Raw genomic sequence first — 18,872 nt, 5'->3', positions numbered from 1 at the left:
TCATGGAAAAACAACATGTAAAGAACAACGGGCAGAAATACCGGCCCTAAAAGAGTCCCAGACCATGCCAACGATCACCGCACCTGCCGAGTCTGATCGCTATAACGAAGACTTAACCCTCCTCACGCTCTATTCCCTTGCCGGCGAGGAGAGCAGCGGATTTCTTGCCATCCGCCCGCACTTCATCCGTCATCTCGGAAAGGTCATCTTCTCGGAGAAGACCATGCCGTCTGCGGAACGGATGGTCGAGGCTGTCACGGTCCGGGAACTCACGTCGGCAGAGATGGTCCGGGCGGAACGCGAACTCTGGATCCACTACCACCAGCAGAAGGCTGATCCATTGCACGACCGGCTCTTCGCGGTCTTCTCGGGCCAGCGGATTATCGGTGTTGCCCGGTGCTCCCGGCACGAGGATGGCCTTGAAGTGGATGCGGTCTATGTCCTGGAAGAATACCGGCTGCGGGGATTTGCCCGTTCGGTCATGATCCTCCTCATCGAGGAATGCGGGAGGAACGAGACGCTGTACATGCACTCAAAGACCGAGCTCGTCAATTTCTATGGCAGCCTCGGTTTCCGCCTCATCCCCGAAGCGGATCTCCCGACAAGCATCCGCGATCGCTTCGATTTCGTTTTTGGGGACCTCGATAGTATCCAGGTCACACCCATGCGGCGGGAACCGGGAGAGCCTGATACGGTTCCCGCCACTCCCTGACGTTCCCCACGACAACGTTTTCTGGTTTTACGAGGACGGGAAGGCAGGGGTGTCCTTCGTATAATCACGCCTGCTGGATGATGAACTGGCCTTTCCGCAGGTGGGTGACATCCTCAATGGTCTCCATCGCCCCGGTGACCGTTCCCGTGGTATCCCGGATCAGCGAGGCCGTGACGCGGAGCCATCGTCCCCCGCCATGCATGTCCGGGAAGAAGTCCGTGCACTCGAATTTGCCATCAGTCCCGTCACTGCGCGAACACATGCCGCTGAACTGGCGGGCGATCATTTCCACGTTGCCATCCACCACGAAGTCGATCAGGCACGCCCGGGGCAGGGAGTAGAATGCCTTCCAGTGATCGCTTGTACCCACGACATCTTCGGCCCTGACATTAGTGAGGATCTCAAGAGCCCGGTCCCAGTACACAACCTTGTGGTTTTTGTCGATGAAGAACCGGGGAGTTGTCGGGATCTGGAAGAGCGTCCGGAGGAGCCGGTCGCGCTCCTCGGAAGCGCGGCGGGCGATCGTGCGTTCTGTGGTATCTTCAAGGATAAGGGTTATCCCTGAGGACCCGTTCTCCAGGGTTGTCGGGATGAACCGTCCCTCAAAGAAGACTTCTCTCCCGTTACGGACTGCCGTGATCTCCTTTTTCCACAGGGGCCCGCCGGCAAGGAGGGCAACTATTTCGCGCTCGTCTTCCTGCGAGAGCAGGGGGAACGGGAGGGCGCTGAGCCGGGTATGGAGGACTGTTTCCCGTGTGACACCGGCGAACATGCAGAACGAACCGCTGGCCTGGATGATCCGAAGGTCCTTGTCAAGGACGATAATGAGTTCCTTTGCATGGTTGAGCAGGTCCGAGACCGGGACCCGGTGGGAGAGGGTATAGAGTTTGGCGTTTCCGACATGGCGGACGTCAAGCTGCCCGGCAGTTGTCATGACCTCGGCATATTTTGCCACGGAGTTGCGGCTCATGTTCACGGCAGTGGAGATCTCCTTGATGCTCATGCCGAGGGGATGCTCTTTTAACACTGCACGGATCCGTGCGGCTTCGTCGGTACTCTGAATGTCTCCCATCATGTCTCTCCCCTGCACAGACCGGCTGCTATCGTGAAAGATATGTAATAACGCTTATTTAGTGGCTGTGATATACATAGATATCGTGCATAGTGTTTGTGCACTAGCGCACAGCATACCGGTCAGATGGGCAGTACCTGCCTTTTTCATGGATGATATACACACCTCTGAACCATATCACCAGGTACCAGGACTGATCCCATCACTCTTTCTCACCATTCCTTTTTCGCCGTTACAGAGCTGATACGGAAGGTGTGTCCTTTCCGTTACTCCCCGCCCAGGCGCCGCGCAAAGGGGCGGAGCCCGTCCAGGCCCGCCTGGATCTCCTTGTCTGTGCTGCCAAGAGCGATCACGTAGAGCAGGATCAGGGCATTTTCCAGCTGGCGATTGTACATCCTTTCCTTGTCCGTATTGTCAGGCAGGGGAGAGAAAAGCAGGTGCTGTTGTTCAGCAGAAAAGATTGAAAATTCATCAGGAACGAGCCCCTTTTCTCCCATCCGGCCTGCCTGAAAGGATACGATCGCAAATGCCCGCTCCACCAGTCCGGGAGCGGTCCCGTCGGCCAGTTCCGGCACGCCCGAAGCAAGCCTGCAGGACTCTTCGTATTCCCCCTCGGCAAACCGGATGAAAACCCTGCCCGCTGCACGCGCAAGAGCGGGGGAAACCGCGGGCATCTCCGTAAGAATACGGCGCTGGTACTTTCCCAGCGGCTCATCGGGAGAGAGTGGCGCGGGTCCGGACATCTCCTCGCTGAAACGGCGTTTCAGTCGTATAAGGAGGATCGTCAGTCCGGCTGCATAGAGGAGCTGGAGTACGGCCCCGGCTCCCGCCTCGATAGGCGTGGCCAGGAAAACGATGCCGTAGATCGGGGTCGAGAGCGCAACGATATCCTTCCGCGGCCGGATCCAGGCAAGGTAGGCAAGGATGAACGAACTGATCGTGCAGCCGATCGAAACATACTGGAAATCAACCGGGTATCCTGCACTCCAGAGGATGAGTCCCGCACCGGTTACGCCAAACGCAATGAGCGGCACGGCCGCTTCGCAATATCGTCCTGCTCCCTGAGAGGGAGCCCCTGCAGAATCTGTCGTAGACATGGAAAAGTCCCCTGGCTGCCTGACAATCCCGGATTTTTCTAATTCTCCGGTTTCTTTCCCGTCTTCCTGATGGAAACACAGTTGATGATGGGATCACCTGTGACGATATACCGCCGTATGACCTGTCCGAGAACCTCGACAATATCATTGACCTTGATATCTTCTTCGGGATTCGTGAACATCTTGACCGGTATGGCACCGGTACGGTCGGCAACCGAATACTGCGGCCGGTTCAGGAACTGGAAGCGGGCATGCTCAACAACACCCTCGATCCGGACAATCTTGCCGATCATGCTCTCGTTGATGAGTCTTATGCGGACAGTTTTTGCCTGCCGTTCGTATTCCGGCCTGAGATCAGCATACTGCCGCTGGCTCATGTAGTTGAGCGCAACGGGGAGGATAATCAGCATAAAAAGGACCGGTGCAAGCCAGATCAGTTGCGACCTGACGACCGGACTGTATATTGAGGCGATTATTACGAGTATAGTAAAGATTACAAAGACCGCAATTGCGAGAATTGAGACCTTTACATCAACATTTCCGATCTTCATCGAAAAATGTTATGATTAAGGATCTACTTCAGCGCTGCGATCTCTTTCCGGAATGCAACCCAGTAGATCACACCAACGAAGAGCAGGCCTCCGACGATGTTACCGAGTGTAACCGGTATGACGTTCGCTGTCCACATCGTGACCCAGTTGACACTGGCAACGATCTTGGTGGGATCTGTAACAAAACCCTGCGCGAAGATACCCGCGGGGATAAAGTACATGTTCGCGACCGAGTGTTCGAAGCCGCTGGCAACGAAGGCCATGATCGGGAACCAGATACCGAAGAACTTGCCGACCGCATCATCTGCACAGATACCGAGCAGGATGGCGAGGTTGACCAGCCAGTTGCACGCAATGCCCTTGAGGAACGCAGACCAGAAGCCCATAAGGCCAACATACGCGGTCTTGGCCTTGGCAATCGCAATGGCCCGAGTACCGAAGGCTGTCAGGGTACCGACACCTGCTGCATCGAAGCTGACGAACGGCCCGTTTGCCATGATGTAGGCAAAGACAACCGATCCGATGAAGTTCCCGATGTATACCCAGAGCCAAAGGTTCAGGACCTGTGTCCAGGTGACCTTGTGGATGAACGCGGCCATTGGGGCGAGCATTGCGTCGCCCGTGAAGAGCTCAGCACCGGTAAGCACGGTGATAATAAGCCCAACAGGGAACACAGCACCCAGGATTAACTGGGCAAAACCGGCACTTGCCGTGCCGAATGCAAGCGTTGGGTCGCTTGCCTGAATACCGGTTGAACAGACCGTCGCAAGAGCAGCACCCATGGCGATGTACGCACCGGACATGAATCCACGGAGGACCATGTTCCAGGCCGGCAGGCCAACTTTGTACTTCCCGGCATCTCCGGCCTTGGCCGTGATAGCTACCGGTGGATGAAACACCATTTTTTTACACACCTCTGAATCAATCACCTATACCAGCAACTGACATTACGGGTCTCGTATAGGTTAAACAGAATCTCGGGTATGTTGTTATTAATAATTTTCGAATTGTTCGCCGGAATCCGACAGCATTTCCGGCGCAGCTCAGGGAATTCATGTCTGCAAGGAATAACAACCGCACATTACTCGTGGGAAAAAGTAACCATCTTTGATTAATCATGTTCCGGAATTGGCGTGTGTTTTTTTGTGACCTTCAGAGGAAAAATTCCCATTTCGCGCATTCCGCGCGCTTTAAATCGTGAATAGGGAATAAAGGTGTCAACAATTGCCGGTAACGCCAAGCATTGCTGCTTTTCACGGGTTGTTTGCACAGCGCTGTGAGGAGCGGCGCTGTCACAGCAATAAAATTCAAACCAGAACAGGGAGAAGATAGTATCACTCATCCGGTCACGGGAACCTTACCATGAAGTGCTCAGCGATAACCGGGGATATCTTTGCCAACCATGACTGCAAAGGGCACAAGGAATGCCATGACCGGCTGGTCAGTATCCTTGAACGCCTGCCAAAAGGTCTCTCCATCTACCCCCCGGTTCCCGCTACCTTTGAGGAACTTCAGCGGGTGCATGTTCCCGGGTACCTCACCTGGCTTGAGCGGCAGTGCGTGAAACACGTTGACTTCTGTACGCTCGACGAGTACATCTACACCGGCGGGTATTTCGAGAACAACCAGATCAAGCAGGGATACCTTGACCAGAACACGTACATCAATCCCTGTTCCTATGAAGTGGCCACCTACGCGGTCGGGTCCGCCATTGCTGCTGTGGACCGGTCGTTTGACGGGGAGTGCTGTTTTGCTCTCGTGCGCCCCCCGGGCCATCACGCAGAGGCGGACCGGGCAATGGGGTTCTGCCTCCTGAATAACGCCGCGGTGGCTGCCGCCCATGCGCTGCAGCAGGTCGACCGCGTTGCGATCATCGACTGGGATGCCCACCACGGCAACGGAACGCAGAGTATTTTTTACTCCAGCAACAGGGTGCTCTACTGTTCAACACACGAGATGGACAATTTTCCTCATACCGGGACCTTGCAGGAGATTGGCAGTAACGAGGGCCTGGGCTTCAATGTCAATGCCCCTCTTGTCCACAAGTCCGGTATCGCCGATTATTACGCGGTCTTCATGGAAGTGATCCTCCCGGCTGTGGAGCGTTTCCGCCCCGACCTTGTCATCGTGTCCGCGGGACAGGACACCCTGTCCGATGACCCGCAGGAGAGCATGCTCCTTAAGCCTGCAGATATCGGGACGCTCGCAGCACTGGTCCGCGACGGGAGGGATTGTCCCCTGGCGTTCGTGCTCGAAGGGGGCTACGGCCCGTCCCAGCCCGAGGCGATCCGCTCGGTATTCGACACACTGGGATCGACAAATCCGGCCCGGGTCCCGGAGGAGCCGGTCAAAAAGGCCAACCGGAAGACTATTGATCTCTTAAAAAAGCTCCACAACCTCCCGTGAACCCGTCGGGGCGGGCAGACCGTGAATGCCACGGTTACATGAGAACAGGAAACGCGCATCCCGGCAAAAAACCGTTAAACAGATGAAGGGAACGGGACAATGAAGACTATGGACCGGAAATTCCTGTTCCTGGCCGGTGCCGGGATCATCCTTACGATAGTCGCATCCCTCATCAGTATCTATGCTGGCGGTGTTGTCCTTGTCCTTGTTGCAGTCATTGCCATGTCGCTCTTCATCATGCAGGATACAAAGAACCTGCCCGATGTTGTCGTTGAGCTGAAGGAAAATGCAAAAGGGATCATTATCCGGAATTCCGGCAATGCCGATGCTGTGAACGTCCACGTTTCTCTTGTCCCGGTCAATATTGAGTATAGCATCCAGGCGCTTGCCGCCGATCAGGTCAACGAGTACCCGCTGGAGACGATGCTTTCGGAGGCAAAGGCTGTTGCAACATTCGAGAACGTGATGGGGAGCACCTTCTCACGGACCTATGACCTCTCGGCACGGGGTTCGTACGATCCCCTCAAACCAGTGATCCCGCTCTTCCGTCACAAGTAGCCGGGACGATCCGCGACACTTTTTTGAATATCCCTCCGGTCAGAGCCCGGCTTTCCTCCGCATGGGGAGCACCTCGGCCCCCTCGAGATTGCCGGCAGCCCACGTGTATCGTTCGCGGATTTTTTGGGGGAGCAGGATTTCGGATATGGGCTCAAAGCCGTACTGGTGGTAGAATCCCTCAAGATGGCGGACCGCGTACATGAAGAGGTCGTCATTATGGCAGGCCTCCACCAGTGAGCCAACGGCAATGCGGGAGTATCCGTTCTTCCGGAATTTTGCCGGGGTAAAGACACCGTCCACCTCAAGCCCGTCCGGGTGCCGCCGGCAGCGGGCAACGGAGACCAGTTCACCGGACTGGTATACGCCGAAAATACGGTCCACCGCGGGATCGCCGCTGGTATCATGGTACTCCTTCCAGACCTCATCCGCGAGAGGGAATTCATCTGCGTGTAATTCCCGTCCCACCGGGCCCCCCTTCTCCTCCATAATGGGAGAGGTGTGCCGCTGGTGGGGGACCGCGATCCTGGTGGCAGAGTTCTCTATCCGGTACCCTTCGGAGGGGACCAGGATCTCAAATCGCGCACCTTTGCGATATTCGCCCGTCTCGCGAAGGGTCATGCCGGTCAGGGAGACGATCTCCGCGGCAAGGAAAAGCCCCCTGCCGTAACTGTCCTCCCGCTGCACGAACAGGGCGTCTTTCTCATGCTCCGGAATGCCCGTCCCGTTGTCCTCGATGATGATGGCGCAGCCGTCTGACCGGAGCTGGTACGTGATGACGATCTTTGTTGCACGCGTGGACTCCTGGAGCGAGTTATGGAGGATGTGGTAGAAGACCGTGGGCAGGTGCGGGTCCGAGAAGACACAGAGCCGGTCGGTCCATGCATGGAATGTCACGTTCCTGAACTCAAGGCGGTCTTCAGCCGCGGCAATCGCATTCTGCACGGCGATCCATGACGGGGGAGTACCGCCGATGTCGCGGAACTCGCGGGAGATGTCGATCTGCCGTGTTATCCCGTCAGCAGCTACCTTGAGTTCACCAATGTACGCGATGACCTCGGGGTTTGAAAACTTCATAACGCCAAACCGGAGCTGGCCGTAGAGGACAGCAAGCTTCCGGGAAATATCGTGCCGCAGGATGCCGGCAAGCGTATTGAGACGGTGGCTGGTTTTCTCCAGCGCGGATGCAGTCATGACCCGGTCGGTGATGTCCCTGATAGACTCAATGGCCCCGGCAACGTTTCCGTTTGCATCCAGGAGCGGCGAGGCGGAGAAACGGAGGTGCATGCCCCGGTCGCCCTGCATGTGCGGGAGAAATATCTCTGAGACCAGTGTCCCGGATTCGTTTCTTACCTGGGGATATTTTTTCGGGATGTCGCTTCCGTCACCGATGATCAGCCCGGCGAGCATCGGACGGCGATCGCCATAAAACGCAAGCGCGTACTCGTGATTGCCGCGGTTGAGCATCGAGGCTTTCGGCTGTCCCGTCATAAGCTCCAGTGCACGGTTCCAGGCAATGATCTTCCCCTCCTTGTCGATGGCAAAGGTAGCATCGGGCAAAAACTCGATGATGTCCTGGAGCTGCTTTTCAGACTGTGCCAGGTTCCACGACAGGAGCGAGACAACACACCCGACAAGCACGAGGATCGCGCATCGCGTGATGGTGGCGAGGCCGAGCACGAGATCGAGCGGGGCAAAGAGAATTACCTGCAGGGCAAAGAGAGCTGCGACCAGGAGGGAGAAAGAAAGGCCCCGACGGGGATACCAGTAGGAGGCAAGGATGATGGGGAAGTAGAGCAGGTGGGAGAGGACTGCCGTGAGTCCGGCAAGGATACCAAAGAGGTTTACGGCAAGGGTGCATGCAGTGACTGTCGAGAGCAGGAGGATACGGTTTTTCTGGGTGGGATGGGAGATAACGGACAGGTAGGGGATGTTCATGGCAGGGCGTCCTTGATACTCAACTCAGATGCTGGTTCAGATGCAAACGGGCAGACAGTTTTTTTTTCTTGCGGATGCAGCCCCCGTGGGAGGGATTATGCGGATGCGGGATCATGGTTGCGGATGGTTTGTTCCGGGCAGCGGATCTCGAAGCGGGCCCCGGAGCCGCTGGTCCCGGTCTCGTGCAGGGTGATCCCGGTGATGGCCAGGATCTCCCGGGCCAGAAAGAGACCAAGACCCATGGTCATACCGTGTTCGTAGGTGAATATCGACTCCTTTCGCCCATCGGGGATCCCGATGCCATCGTCTTCGCAGACGATTGTTGATCCGGCAGCCGTCTTTTCCAGGCTGACACGGAGCATCGTCACCTTCTCACCATATTTCACCGAATTCTCCATCAGGTTGGAGAATACCTTGCCGATGAGTGGATCGGCATAAATCTCGGTTCCGGCGGGAATTTCGTTTCTGACCTTCAGGTTACCGGGGACTTTCTCTTCGGCTGCGGCATCGACAAGGGAACGGACATCCTGCCACTGGGGTGACTTGACCCCGACTTTCTGGTAGTCCCCGGTGAATTTTATGGAGTTGAGGGTACGGGTTCCGATCTGGGCTGCGGCGGAGACATATTCCCATGCCTTTGATGCGTCGGTATCTTTCAGCCTGAGTGCATATTCGAGGGATTCGTTCTGGGTTGTGAGCTGGTTTACCACGTCATGCCGGGTGATACTTGCCATCAGGTTCAGCTTCTTGTTGGCCTCATCGAGTGCTTTTTCAACCCTCCTCCGCTCGCTGTTCTCTGACTCAAGCCGGCCATTTGACTGCCTCAGGTCATCGATAGCACCATGGAGTTGTTCGTTCATGGCATTGAGCTGCTCGCGTGCCTCTTCAAGTTCAGTGTTTCGATGGACCGCGACTTCATAGGTGGAGAGCAGGATCCGGATGATCCGGAGCCTGCTCGCCGTGATCCTGTGGGTCTTTCCTGCAAGGGAGATGTCGAGGGGGGACGGGACTCCTTCCGGATCCGGCTGGTCGATCGCTTCAAGGATGCCGGTAATCCGGGCCCGGATATAGTCCGGGTCATAGGGTTTGACAATGAAATCATCAGCCCCACATTCGAGGCCGCGGATCACGTCAGCAGGATCGAAGAGCTGGGAGACGAGGATGACCGGGATCCCGCGGGTCTTGTCATCCTGCCTGATTCTTGTGCAGAGTTCATACCCGTCCATCTCGGGCATAACGATATCCGAGAGGATCATGGTGGGAAGGAAGCTTGTGACACTCTCAAGTGCGTCCCTGCCATTCTCGGCCAGCAGGACGCGGTAGCCCTCAGTTTCAAGGATGTGGCGGAGGTATTCTGCCTGGGTGCGGCTGTCTTCCACGATCAGGATCTTTACGATTTTTTTGGCAATCTGTTCCATGATTCAGCGTCCTGCTCCTCAACGACCCTGCGGCCTTTTTGTCCTGATCAGGTTCCTGACAACGGCAAGCAGGGCACTTCTCTCAAAACTGCTTTTGACGATATACGCATCTGCACCGACGGCAACCCCGTGGTTCTGGTCCTCAGCTGAATCCAGCGAGGTCACCAGGACAACCGGAAGGGACTGGAGTTTTGGATCGCTCCGTATCTTCTCGGTCAGCACAAACCCGTTCATGCGGGGCATGTCAACATCCGATACGACAATATCGACCTGATGCTCTTTAAGAATTGCGAAAGCCACCATTCCGTCAGTGGCTGTCATCACCCGGTACCCCTCGCGCTCCAGGAGCATCTGGAGGAACGCCCGCGAGGTCACGGAGTCTTCGACAACAAGGACAACCGGTGCGGGAGCGCCTTTTTGCACCGGGGCTGCCCCGCGGGTGCTGATCCTGAGCGATTCCTGGATCAGTTCGGGAGGATCGAGCACAAGCGCAAGCGTCCCGTCGCCAAGGATCGCCGCTCCGGCAATCCGGCGTATCCGCCGGAGCTGGCTTCCAAGCGGCCGGACAACAATCTCCTGGACATGCACGATCTCGTCCACCTGGCACGCGACCTGGCCGGCACCGTATGCGATAACGATAAGGGAGACCGGGGCATCTTTCCCGGGTGGCAGGCTGGATGTCGGGACATTCAGGATGTCGGACAGTTTTACGATGCCGATGGTCTGATCGTCTACCCGGATGTACGGGCGCCTGCTACGGGTGAAGATGGTATCGGGCTTTATCCTTAAGACCTGCCGTACCTGCTGCATGGGGATGACATAGACCTGGCTCCCGGACCGGACCACGACGCCACGGAAGGTCACCAGGCGGACCGGGACCCGCAGGGTGATCGTTGTTCCCTTCCCGTGCTCGGATGCGATGGTTACGTAACCTCCGAGGCGGGTGATGGTATCTTCCACAATGGCAAGACCGAGTCCCCTTCCGGAGACCTCCGTAATGATGGGGCTGGTCGAGAAGCCGGACCGAAAGATGAGCCAGACCGCTTCGGCATCGGTAAGCCGTGCCTCTTCCTGTTCCGTGATAAGACCGATCCTGACCGCAGCTTTTCTGATCTCGCTGCCATCAATACCTTTCCCGTTATCGGATACCTCGATATCAACTTTTCCGCCGGAGACAAGGACAACGCGGATACGTACTGTTCCCCGTACAGGTTTATTGCGCGGGGCCCGCAAATCCGGGTATTCGATCCCGTGATCGATACTGTTGTAGATCAGGTGCATCAGGGGATCCTTGAGACTGTCAAGGATACGGCGGTCCACCTCTATCTCCCCGCCTTCGATCACCAGCTCAACCTGCTTTCCGGTAGTACGGGAATATTCTCTCACGAGACCATGGAACGGTGCAAGAACGCTTGAAACCGGCAGGAGGACGGCATCATGGATGAGTTCGGAGATCTCCGATGTGCTGGCTTCGAGCGCAGCCCGGTCCCGGTCGGTTGCGCGAATAAATTCGGCAAGATCATGCTGGAGGTAGGTGACGAACTCGCGGTCATAATCCAGGAATTCCACCAGCCGCTGGAGCGGCAGGACGAGATCTGCCGGGAGGTCTGCCTTGCCGGAGCCGAACGACCGCTCGCGGATACGGTGGATATCCGTGGATATGGCTGCCTGGTTCCATCGCCAGATGGTGAACCGTGCCAGCCACTCCTCAAGTTCCCGCATGCGGTGCGTCAGGAAAAGGCGGGTTGTGAGAAGATCGTCCGAACCCGCGATGAGCCGGTCAAGCTTATGTGCCGCAATCCGTACCGTTGCCCCATCCCCTTCTGGTCTGCCCGCGGTTACGGGAAGCACAGGAGGTTTCCGGGTTTCTCCACGATCCTTTTCCAATAATGGGGATGTAACCCCCGGCTTACCCTTAGTGGATCGCGCAGGTATATCCCCCGGGTGTTTTTCCTGTTCGTGTTTCCCGTGAGTCCTGGAATCGCCGGGAGATGATTCTTTCCGGGAAAGAGACCGGAGCGACGAGACAATATCGGTTACCGGGGTAACGGGCTGCCCGCCTCCATCCAGAAGGCACTGGATCACCCTCACTGCCTGGTGGAAGATATCGAAATCATCTGAATCGGGGACATAGGTCCCTTTTTTCATGCGGGAGAAGATATTCTCCAGATTCTGGCAGACGGATTCGATCTCCTTCTGCCCCACCGCCCGTGCCGCACCCTTGAGGCTGTGGGTTGTCCGGTAAATCCGTTCGACCGATGCACTTTCCGGTACGGGTGGCGTTTTTTCCAGCTCAAGGAGTATTGCGACGATAACGTCCAGGTGTTCCCGTGCCTCTTCGCGGAACGTGGCAAGGAGTTTTTTCGTGAATTCAGCATCCGTTCCTTTCATGGAAGGTGCACTTCAGACATGGTACTGGACGGTGAGTTTCTTTAACCGGAGACCCAGCTCGTGGAGGTCTTCTGCCGTTTTCTCTGCTTTCCGGGTGATCTCGAGGTTCTTCTGGGCTGCGTCCCGGATCTTCTCCATGGCAAGGGATATCTGGTCCATGCCGGTCGCCTGTTCATGGATAGATGAGGCGATATCAATGGCCTGCCGTGACGATTCGGCGGTTGACCGCGTGAGGACCTCGATTGCTTCACGGGCATCGCTTGTCAGCCGGACGGCATCGGCTACGGACTTCGTCCCCCGTTCGGTCGATATCACGGTCGATGAAACGCCCCGCTGGATATCTGTTAAGATGGTACGGATATTCGAGGTCGCCTGCTTTGACTGCTCGGCAAGGTTATGGATTTCGTGGGCGACCACGGCAAAGCCTTTCCCGAGTTCTCCGGCCTTTGCCGCTTCAATCGATGCGTTGACGGCAAGCAGGTTGGACTGCTCCGAGATGTCCGTGACGGTTGCGATGATCTCGCCGATTGCCTGGCTCTGCTCGGAGAGCTTGATAACGTTCATGCCGATAACGTCCATCTGGCGCTGGATATGGTTCATACCGTCGAGGATCTCCTGGACCGATTTCTGCCCGTCGCCGGAGACGTTCAGCGCGTTCATGGCCTTTTCAGAGACCTCTTTTGTCTTCTGGTTCATCAGGTCGGTCTTGGTCCGCACGCTCTCGACCGTATCTGAGGTCTCGTTCACCGTAGATGCGGTCTGTGAACTGGTCGAGGAGAGCTGGGTCGTCACGGTCAGCAGTTCGCTCGAAGCCGAGGAGAGAACCGATATTCCTTCGTACAGCTCTTCGTTGATCAGTTTCATGAGCCGCTGCAGCTCGATACCGATGGTGTTGAGGGCATCGCGGTACGCGACGAATTCGCCGGCAACCGGGATCTTCTCATCGAACCGTGCCGTGAAATCACCGGATGCATAGAAGCGCGCAAGGCGCATGGCCTCGTTGACCGGCTCCGTGATCGTCTCGAGCGTCTTGTTGAAACCGGCAATGATCATCCGGTACCCGCCGCGGAATGCCTTCTCGTCACCGCGGACAGAGAGGTCGCCGGCCCGGGCAGCATCGGTCAGCTTGATCGTCTCCTTGTGCAGGTGGTCCAGCGAATCGACCATCATCCTGAGGGCGGGGCGAATCTCATCCCTGTCGTCCACCGGCTCCGAGAACTGCTCGATGTACTCCCCGTTTGCGATCTTCTTGATATCCCCGACAACGTTCGTCTGGAGATCATCGGCAAACTCATCCATGGTTGCAGACATCATGCCGATCTCGTCCTTGCGCTTCAGGTTCAGCCGGGCCGAGAGATGGCCGTTCCTGAGTTCCCGGATCATCAGGACAACCTGCTGGAGGGGTTCAGAGATGGATTTCCCAAAGAGAACCGCGACAGCCGCGCCAATACCCATGGATGCGAGGACCAGGGCGAAGATGGTGTTCCGGATGGTATCGATCGGGCCGCTGAAGTCAGCAAGTTCTGCACGGGAGACAATATACCAGTCCAGCGGTTCGTAATACGTGTAGGCATCGATGACCTGCGTCCCGTCCACATCGTGAGGAATCGCCCCTTCTTTTTTGACGAACATCTCCTGAACATATGCCCTGTCCGCCCAGTTCTGGGCTTCGGCATTCGGGTGAACGAGGACGGTTCCGGTACTGTCGATCACGTACATGTACCCGTGCTCCCCGACAACCGTGTCGCGGATACTCTTCTTGACCACATCAAGTGTCTGACCGGCTTCGGTACCTACGAAAAGGACACCGATGATCTTTCCATTTGGATCCTTGATCGGTTCATATGCAGTGACATAGTCCTTGCCAAACAGGTCCCTCCTGCCATAGTAGGTCTCGCCCTTTTCTACCGCAACCTCATAGACATTGTCGGTCAGGTGAGTGCCAACGGCACGCTGGCCATTGTAGTCCAGCACGTTGGTCGAGATACGCGCTGCATAACTGTTATTATACACCTGAAAGACGGTCGCCGCCCCGCCCACCATCGACTGGACCTTGTCAACGATCTCGAAGTTGTCATTCACAACATATTGCGTGCCGTCGTTGCTGACAAGAGTCATCTGGTCGTTGATGATCTGCGGGGTGCCTTTCCCGTAAAAGTTCTGCTTTGCAACATTCAGATCGCTGTTGACCTTGTTGCGCGTGAGCTTGTACACATCGTTGGTCCAGCCCTTCATGTCCTGGACCTGTGTCTCCAGGAGCGACTGCGTCTGTTCGCTGATGACGCTGCTTGATGTCGTGTAAGCGACAATACCGAGGAGCAGCGTCGGTATGATGGCAAGGAACAGGCAGATGACCAGGATCTTTGTCCCGACTTTCATGTTTGAGAAGAATTCAAGCATAAATTTGTCTCCGGAACGTTCCAGGAATTCCCTGATTGTATATCCTGACCGCATGTTGCATAAACGTAGTGATTCTCACCTGCAACACTACGACCGGACCGCCCCGCGATAACCAGCAGCGATATCGTGCACAAATGGTATCATGCCTCATCGATGATCATTGACGGGTCGGAAAAGAGCGCGCGGGTATCGAGAACAACTAGGGGTCCCTCGGCCACTCCCTTTACATACTTGTTTGTAGTGATGGGAACATGGGGATTTTCCGTGGAGATGCGGTCCAGTTCGATGGTGCCAATACCGGTGATGTGGTCTGCAAGGATCCCAAAGGTCAGCGTCCGGTCGGTTAAGACAATCACCCGGTTCAGGTCGGTAAGCCCTGTCTCGGGAATGGCAAGCAGGACGCGGAGGTCGATAAGGGAGATGATCTCGCCCCGCACAACGCAGATCCCCGAGATGAAATCCGGGGTCCCGGGGACCGGTGTGATCTCCCCGGTAAGGATAACTTCCCTGATATTTCCCATCTCGATCGCATACTCACGGTAGGCGAGACGGAACTTGAGGACTTCAGCAGTCTTCGTTTCAGCCAAAGGTTCTTCCGGGCGGGCAATCCTTGCTGCACGTTCGGCCAGCACCGCGTTGATATACGCATCGTCATCATCCGGTCCTGCCAAAGTCTTCCTGCCGCTGTCCTGTCGCACCGTATCGCAGGCCGGCACCATACTGTCATCGGTACTGTCAGACATAATCCCCCCGGATGCGATCAGTCCGGAAAGATCGTAAATGACCAGGAGCCCTTCTGCGGTTTTTAAGACACCGGATCCTTCAGGAAATGTCTGCTGGGGCATTCCCTTCGCATCCCGGGGAAGAGGGATATCGCGGACACCGGAGGTTGCATCGACCCAGAGTGCCAGGTCCTGGCTTCCGGCCCGGGCAATGATGAGCATATCCGTCAGCCCGGGACCTGCATCCTTCAGTCCGAACAAGCTTCTCATTGAGACTACGGAGAGGGTCCTGCCATGGAGATTGATGGTCCCTGCATCCCAGGGTGGGCCACCCGCCTTTCTCTTCTTCGGCGTGACCATACGGATGACCCGCACGGTCTCCTCCAGGGGTAGAGCACCTCTGACAGATCCGACAGAGAACAGGAGCAGCTGGGCCATGGTCATCACGCAATGATCCAGCATTGGCACTGCTGGCTAAAAAGAATGATGGATTGCGCTCGTTACGGGAGTGGGGGTAAAAAGGAAGTTAGTAAAGTGGTTGTATTCGTGAGAGTGCGCCGGGAACAGTCTTTGAGAACGAGGAGACAGCTCCTACGGCAGGCTGCAGGTTGAAGGTAATCTTCTGGTTTACGCTTGCCGAATCCGGCATCCCGATACTGAGGATCCAGATCTCGTTTGGTTCAAGCAGGCTGTTAGGAGTTCCTACTTCATTGATCTTCTGGGAGACGCACCACTGGATATCATTGTCTGTTGCCGCATTCGCTGAGAGAATGGTTCCGCAGTCCGATGGAATCATAGTGATACTTGCATTCCTTCCACCGTGGGTGTCTGAATAGGAGATGACCATCTGGTTGAGGTCCATCGGCGTTCCCCCGGCCATGAGTATGATGCTTGCATTAATGTAGGTCAGACGTGTGGGATCTTCCCCCAAGGCTACTCCCATCACACTACCGGCAATCTCCACGCTTGAGCTGGCCTGGGCAACACCGGTATGCACTGTCGCCTGGGCGGTCTGGGTTGTATAGAAACCTGCCCCGAGCACCACATAGGAGAATACTGCCGCGACAACGACAAAAGCAATGAGAACAATCGCGGCCTCAAGGCCGGTAAATGCGGTTTCAACAGACTGCGGCAGTTTCATGAATTCACCTGTGGCTCCGTCGTAATTCTATGGGGGTAATATGCTCTGTTAACTTTGCTCTGATCCTATATATATACGCAATCACTTTTACGCCGATGATCTCTGCCCGGAAAATCTGGTGCACGTGAACGAAAATCGTATGGAAAAATGGACAATTATGAAAAACTGTTTTTGTAAAAGAGATACGTTACTAATATTTTACTATCAGTATTTTTTGACGGGAGATCCCGCGCATGCCATTGCAGGACCGGGTGCGTTTCGAGTAACAGGGAACATTGCCGGGATAGTGGGACAGTCACTACCCTGGTGATCAATCGGAATCCCACGGTACAATGCCGTTTGCAGAATCCCCGGGTCCGGTAACTCACCTGTCTCCGTGATTGGGTTCCCGCACCTCAAGGGGGGTGGCATCATACGGGCAGTACCGTTCATTACCGGAAGTCTCCCAGCCACAGGCAGGACAGCGCCGGATGGACGTTTTCCTGCCAAGGAACGGGAGAAGCGGGACAAAGAGGAAGAGGAAGAACAAAGGAAGTCCCCAGTACCACATCAGGAACGTGACTGCAAGCGAGCCGATAAGGAGAATGAGACTTGCCCTCCCTGCATTCATGCTCTGCCGACCTCTCAATTGCGTGGTGTTTTGTCCCGGAGTGCTCTCTCCCGTACCGCGAATGCCGGCAGTGCATCAGCCACCGGCCCCAGTTCGCGGTTCAGGTCCCGTCCCCCAAGTTCCCGGGAAAAGAGCTTTGCCCCGATACCGGCAACAAGAATCTCCTGTGAGTCGTGGCACCTGGCACAGGCCCGGACAGCATCGCAGACAGCCGTCTTCTGCCGCTCATGCGCCTGACGGGCAATCTGCATTGCGCCCTCTTCACCAATCTCGTCAAGATCTGCGCAGACTACGCGTGCCAGTCTCCTGAGCGCAGCGGTCCGGGTTTTCTCCTTATGGTCCGGTGTGTCACAGGTGTATTCATCAGGAGTGATATGCCCCAGCACGAGATGGGCATCGGCGCTTGTTGCAAAATACTCTGAACTGATCGGGGTATGAATCCCATTGCTGTCGACAGATTGCAGGATGGCCGCAATGTTGGTCCGCAGCATTCCGGTATAGAGCAGGAAACCCTTCTGGAGCCGGTTCAGGTCAGTGAGCCCGAGCAGCCCTTCGAAGTTCCCGAGCGGAATGATGTCCGCTGTTGTGCTGCCAATGTCCAGCAGGATGGCACCAGGATACCGTTCCCTGAGATAATCAGCCGATGCAAGCCAGTTCGCCGCCGCAAGCTGCGGGACCGGCCGTTCATGGAATCTTGCATCTGTACCATAGAACCGGGCGCCCGGGAACGCTTTCTGCACTTCGCCCACAATAAAGGAGATACCCTGCAGTTTATTCTCAAAGCAGTCCGCAAGCTCCCCGCTCATGACAACTGCCGCACTGTTTTCACTGTGCTTCACATATGGTTTAAGAGTATCGGCTATCGGCGCTTTTTCCCAGAGCGGGCAGTAATGGATGTGGATGCCAGCCTCATCCACCACCTTCAGGTTGGCTCCGCCGACATCGATACCGATCATAGCCGGGTGACCTTCCCGTTGCAATCGAACCTGGCCCTGCCGTTGAAATGAACGGCATCAGGTCCATTCCCTTTTGATGCAGACACAAGGATGCCGGCAATCTCCTCCGCCATGCATGCAGCGATACCGGTAATACTTGTGGTGATCCGCGGATTGACATCAACGACCCAAACCTTGTCGGCAACAACCACGTCAACACCGCAGTATCCCTGGCAGCCAAGAACGGTCGCCGCTTTTACCGCGGTGTCAACGATCTCCTTTTCCCGGGTGGGATGGACCGGTGTCTCCCCGCCAAGGTACTGGAATGTACCGTCAGGACCTACTGCAATCTCCTGCCGGTTGACAGCAAGGACCACCGGCGGTTTTCCCGAATAGTATGCGCAGGCATCCCCGATCACCCGGTTGATGACCATGCTGACCGAGTAGTTCTCCCCCTCGATATATTCTTGTGCAAACTCGCCCTCCGGGGGAGGATCCAATGAGAGCCGTACCCCCTGCGAACCGCATCCTTTGATGGGTTTGATCACGCGTTTTCCGGAACCGGGAACCGCGGGAACCGGCACACCGTTCTCTGCAAGGATCCTGCCGGACGATACTTTGTTTGCGCAGAGCGCAACAGCCATGAACCCGCAGCCAAGGTTATGGGTTGCCTGCTCCAGCAGGAACGTGTATTTCGAAAGGAGGTGATCGGGAGCAATCACAAGGCCCATGTCGCAGCCGGGAGCAAGGCGCGCGATCTCTTCCCCGAAGTCACCCGGGCCGGGAAGGACAACGCCATGCCCGCATCGCTCAAAACTCGACTTCAGTACCGAGAGCATTGCAGCGCCTTCATGGGCAAGTGCAGGTTCGTGGGCTACCGTATATTCGGCAAGGAGGACCTTCATCCCTCAATTCTTTGCGCTG

17 protein-coding genes are annotated in these 18,872 nt (G+C 56.2%); 3 read left to right on the top strand and 14 right to left on the bottom strand.

Translation table 11 applies throughout. The features are described from left to right. The first annotated feature begins 64 nt into the window (after nucleotides 1-64). Nucleotides 65-712 (top strand): GNAT family N-acetyltransferase, encoded by a 648-nt coding sequence (locus METFOR_RS09305; RefSeq protein WP_015285878.1) that lies wholly within the window; start codon nucleotides 65-67, stop codon nucleotides 710-712. Between the two features lie 64 nt (nucleotides 713-776). On the opposite strand, the gene METFOR_RS14580 is transcribed toward METFOR_RS09305, so the two are convergent. From METFOR_RS14580 to METFOR_RS15370, 5 genes are all read right to left on the bottom strand, one after another. Further along, complete coding sequence (locus METFOR_RS14580; RefSeq protein WP_052310781.1) at nucleotides 777-1,787, bottom strand: PAS domain S-box protein; 1,011 nt, start codon at nucleotides 1,785-1,787, stop codon at nucleotides 777-779. Nucleotides 1,788-2,050: 263 nt separating this feature from the next. Continuing rightward, nucleotides 2,051-2,881 carry a hypothetical protein gene (locus tag METFOR_RS09295; RefSeq protein ID WP_015285876.1) on the bottom strand — a complete coding sequence of 277 codons (831 nt, stop codon included), beginning with the start codon at nucleotides 2,879-2,881 and terminating at the stop codon, nucleotides 2,051-2,053. A 38-nt stretch (nucleotides 2,882-2,919) separates the two neighbouring features. Further along, complete coding sequence (locus METFOR_RS09290; RefSeq protein ID WP_015285875.1) at nucleotides 2,920-3,432, bottom strand: hypothetical protein; 513 nt, start codon at nucleotides 3,430-3,432, stop codon at nucleotides 2,920-2,922. A gap of 23 nt (nucleotides 3,433-3,455) precedes the next feature. After that, the gene (locus tag METFOR_RS09285) at nucleotides 3,456-4,334 is read right to left on the bottom strand and encodes a formate/nitrite transporter family protein (protein ID WP_015285874.1); all 879 of its coding nucleotides are present in this window, start codon (nucleotides 4,332-4,334) and stop codon (nucleotides 3,456-3,458) included. A gap of 209 nt (nucleotides 4,335-4,543) precedes the next feature. Beyond that, nucleotides 4,544-4,774: a hypothetical protein gene (locus METFOR_RS15370; protein WP_148277651.1), complete on the bottom strand. Its 231-nt coding sequence runs from the start codon at nucleotides 4,772-4,774 to the stop codon at nucleotides 4,544-4,546. Between the two features lie 20 nt (nucleotides 4,775-4,794). Here METFOR_RS15370 and METFOR_RS09280 point away from each other — a divergent pair, with 20 nt between their 5' ends. After that, the gene (locus METFOR_RS09280) at nucleotides 4,795-5,838 is read left to right on the top strand and encodes a histone deacetylase family protein (protein ID WP_015285873.1); all 1,044 of its coding nucleotides are present in this window, start codon (nucleotides 4,795-4,797) and stop codon (nucleotides 5,836-5,838) included. Nucleotides 5,839-5,937: 99 nt separating this feature from the next. Then, complete coding sequence (locus tag METFOR_RS09275) at nucleotides 5,938-6,396, top strand: hypothetical protein (protein ID WP_015285872.1); 459 nt, start codon at nucleotides 5,938-5,940, stop codon at nucleotides 6,394-6,396. A gap of 39 nt (nucleotides 6,397-6,435) precedes the next feature. Here METFOR_RS09275 and METFOR_RS09270 read toward each other — a convergent pair whose 3' ends face one another. The 9 genes from METFOR_RS09270 to METFOR_RS09230 form a co-directional block, all read right to left on the bottom strand. After that, on the bottom strand, nucleotides 6,436-8,331 hold the full coding sequence (locus METFOR_RS09270; RefSeq protein ID WP_015285871.1) for a PAS domain S-box protein: 1,896 nt from the start codon (nucleotides 8,329-8,331) through the stop codon (nucleotides 6,436-6,438). 95 nt (nucleotides 8,332-8,426) lie between these two features. Beyond that, a complete protein-coding gene (locus METFOR_RS09265; protein WP_015285870.1) occupies nucleotides 8,427-9,749 on the bottom strand; it encodes a hybrid sensor histidine kinase/response regulator in 1,323 nt (440 codons plus the stop codon). Nucleotides 9,750-9,767: 18 nt separating this feature from the next. Next, nucleotides 9,768-12,140, bottom strand: a complete 2,373-nt coding sequence (locus tag METFOR_RS09260; RefSeq protein WP_015285869.1) for a hybrid sensor histidine kinase/response regulator — start codon at nucleotides 12,138-12,140, stop codon at nucleotides 9,768-9,770. Between the two features lie 12 nt (nucleotides 12,141-12,152). Beyond that, nucleotides 12,153-14,540: a methyl-accepting chemotaxis protein gene (locus METFOR_RS09255; RefSeq protein WP_015285868.1), complete on the bottom strand. Its 2,388-nt coding sequence runs from the start codon at nucleotides 14,538-14,540 to the stop codon at nucleotides 12,153-12,155. Between the two features lie 140 nt (nucleotides 14,541-14,680). Next, nucleotides 14,681-15,724 carry a chemotaxis protein CheW gene (locus METFOR_RS09250; protein ID WP_083883423.1) on the bottom strand — a complete coding sequence of 348 codons (1,044 nt, stop codon included), beginning with the start codon at nucleotides 15,722-15,724 and terminating at the stop codon, nucleotides 14,681-14,683. Between the two features lie 64 nt (nucleotides 15,725-15,788). Beyond that, complete coding sequence (locus METFOR_RS09245; protein WP_015285866.1) at nucleotides 15,789-16,403, bottom strand: archaellin/type IV pilin N-terminal domain-containing protein; 615 nt, start codon at nucleotides 16,401-16,403, stop codon at nucleotides 15,789-15,791. A gap of 364 nt (nucleotides 16,404-16,767) precedes the next feature. Then, complete coding sequence (locus METFOR_RS09240; protein WP_015285865.1) at nucleotides 16,768-17,013, bottom strand: hypothetical protein; 246 nt, start codon at nucleotides 17,011-17,013, stop codon at nucleotides 16,768-16,770. 14 nt (nucleotides 17,014-17,027) lie between these two features. Beyond that, complete coding sequence (locus METFOR_RS09235) at nucleotides 17,028-17,969, bottom strand: hydantoinase/oxoprolinase family protein (protein ID WP_015285864.1); 942 nt, start codon at nucleotides 17,967-17,969, stop codon at nucleotides 17,028-17,030. After that, on the bottom strand, nucleotides 17,966-18,853 hold the full coding sequence (locus METFOR_RS09230; protein WP_015285863.1) for an ATP-grasp domain-containing protein: 888 nt from the start codon (nucleotides 18,851-18,853) through the stop codon (nucleotides 17,966-17,968). Before METFOR_RS09230 ends, METFOR_RS09235 begins: the two co-directional genes overlap by 4 nt. Nucleotides 18,854-18,872 lie beyond the last annotated feature (19 nt).

This window comes from Methanoregula formicica SMSP, assembly GCF_000327485.1.
In the GTDB taxonomy this organism is placed as follows: domain Archaea; phylum Halobacteriota; class Methanomicrobia; order Methanomicrobiales; family Methanospirillaceae; genus Methanoregula; species Methanoregula formicica.
This window is presented reverse-complemented; position numbering and strand designations above follow the sequence as displayed.